Annotated in this window: 1 protein-coding gene; it reads right to left on the bottom strand. The window is 52.4% G+C overall.

Translation table 11 applies throughout. The annotated features are described in order from the left end of the window. On the bottom strand, window positions 1-254 hold a 254-nt coding region (locus tag ACLI09_RS18125; protein ID WP_411421050.1), incomplete at both ends, for a fibronectin type III domain-containing protein.

Genomic DNA, 254 nt, shown 5'->3' on the forward strand with positions numbered 1-254 from the left:
CGCTTCTTACGTGCAGGTAGTAGTTAACCCCGGGAACTAACGTATATGAAGGTATAGTGGTAGCGGTGGTAGTGGTTAAGGTTGTGCCGGCTACGGGATCGGTCGCAAACACGGTTAGCACATACTGATAGCCGGTTGGTGTGCCTGTTGCAGGCGCTGTCCAGCTAAGGGTAGCTGTAGTGGAGCTTGTAGGGGTACCCACAACAGCAGTAGGCGGTGCACATGTGTTAACGCATTGTATGTATCGTGTCCTA

Origin of the sequence: Flavobacterium sp. RHBU_24 (genome assembly GCF_046613695.1) — a bacterium.
In the GTDB taxonomy this organism is placed as follows: domain Bacteria; phylum Bacteroidota; class Bacteroidia; order Flavobacteriales; family Flavobacteriaceae; genus Flavobacterium.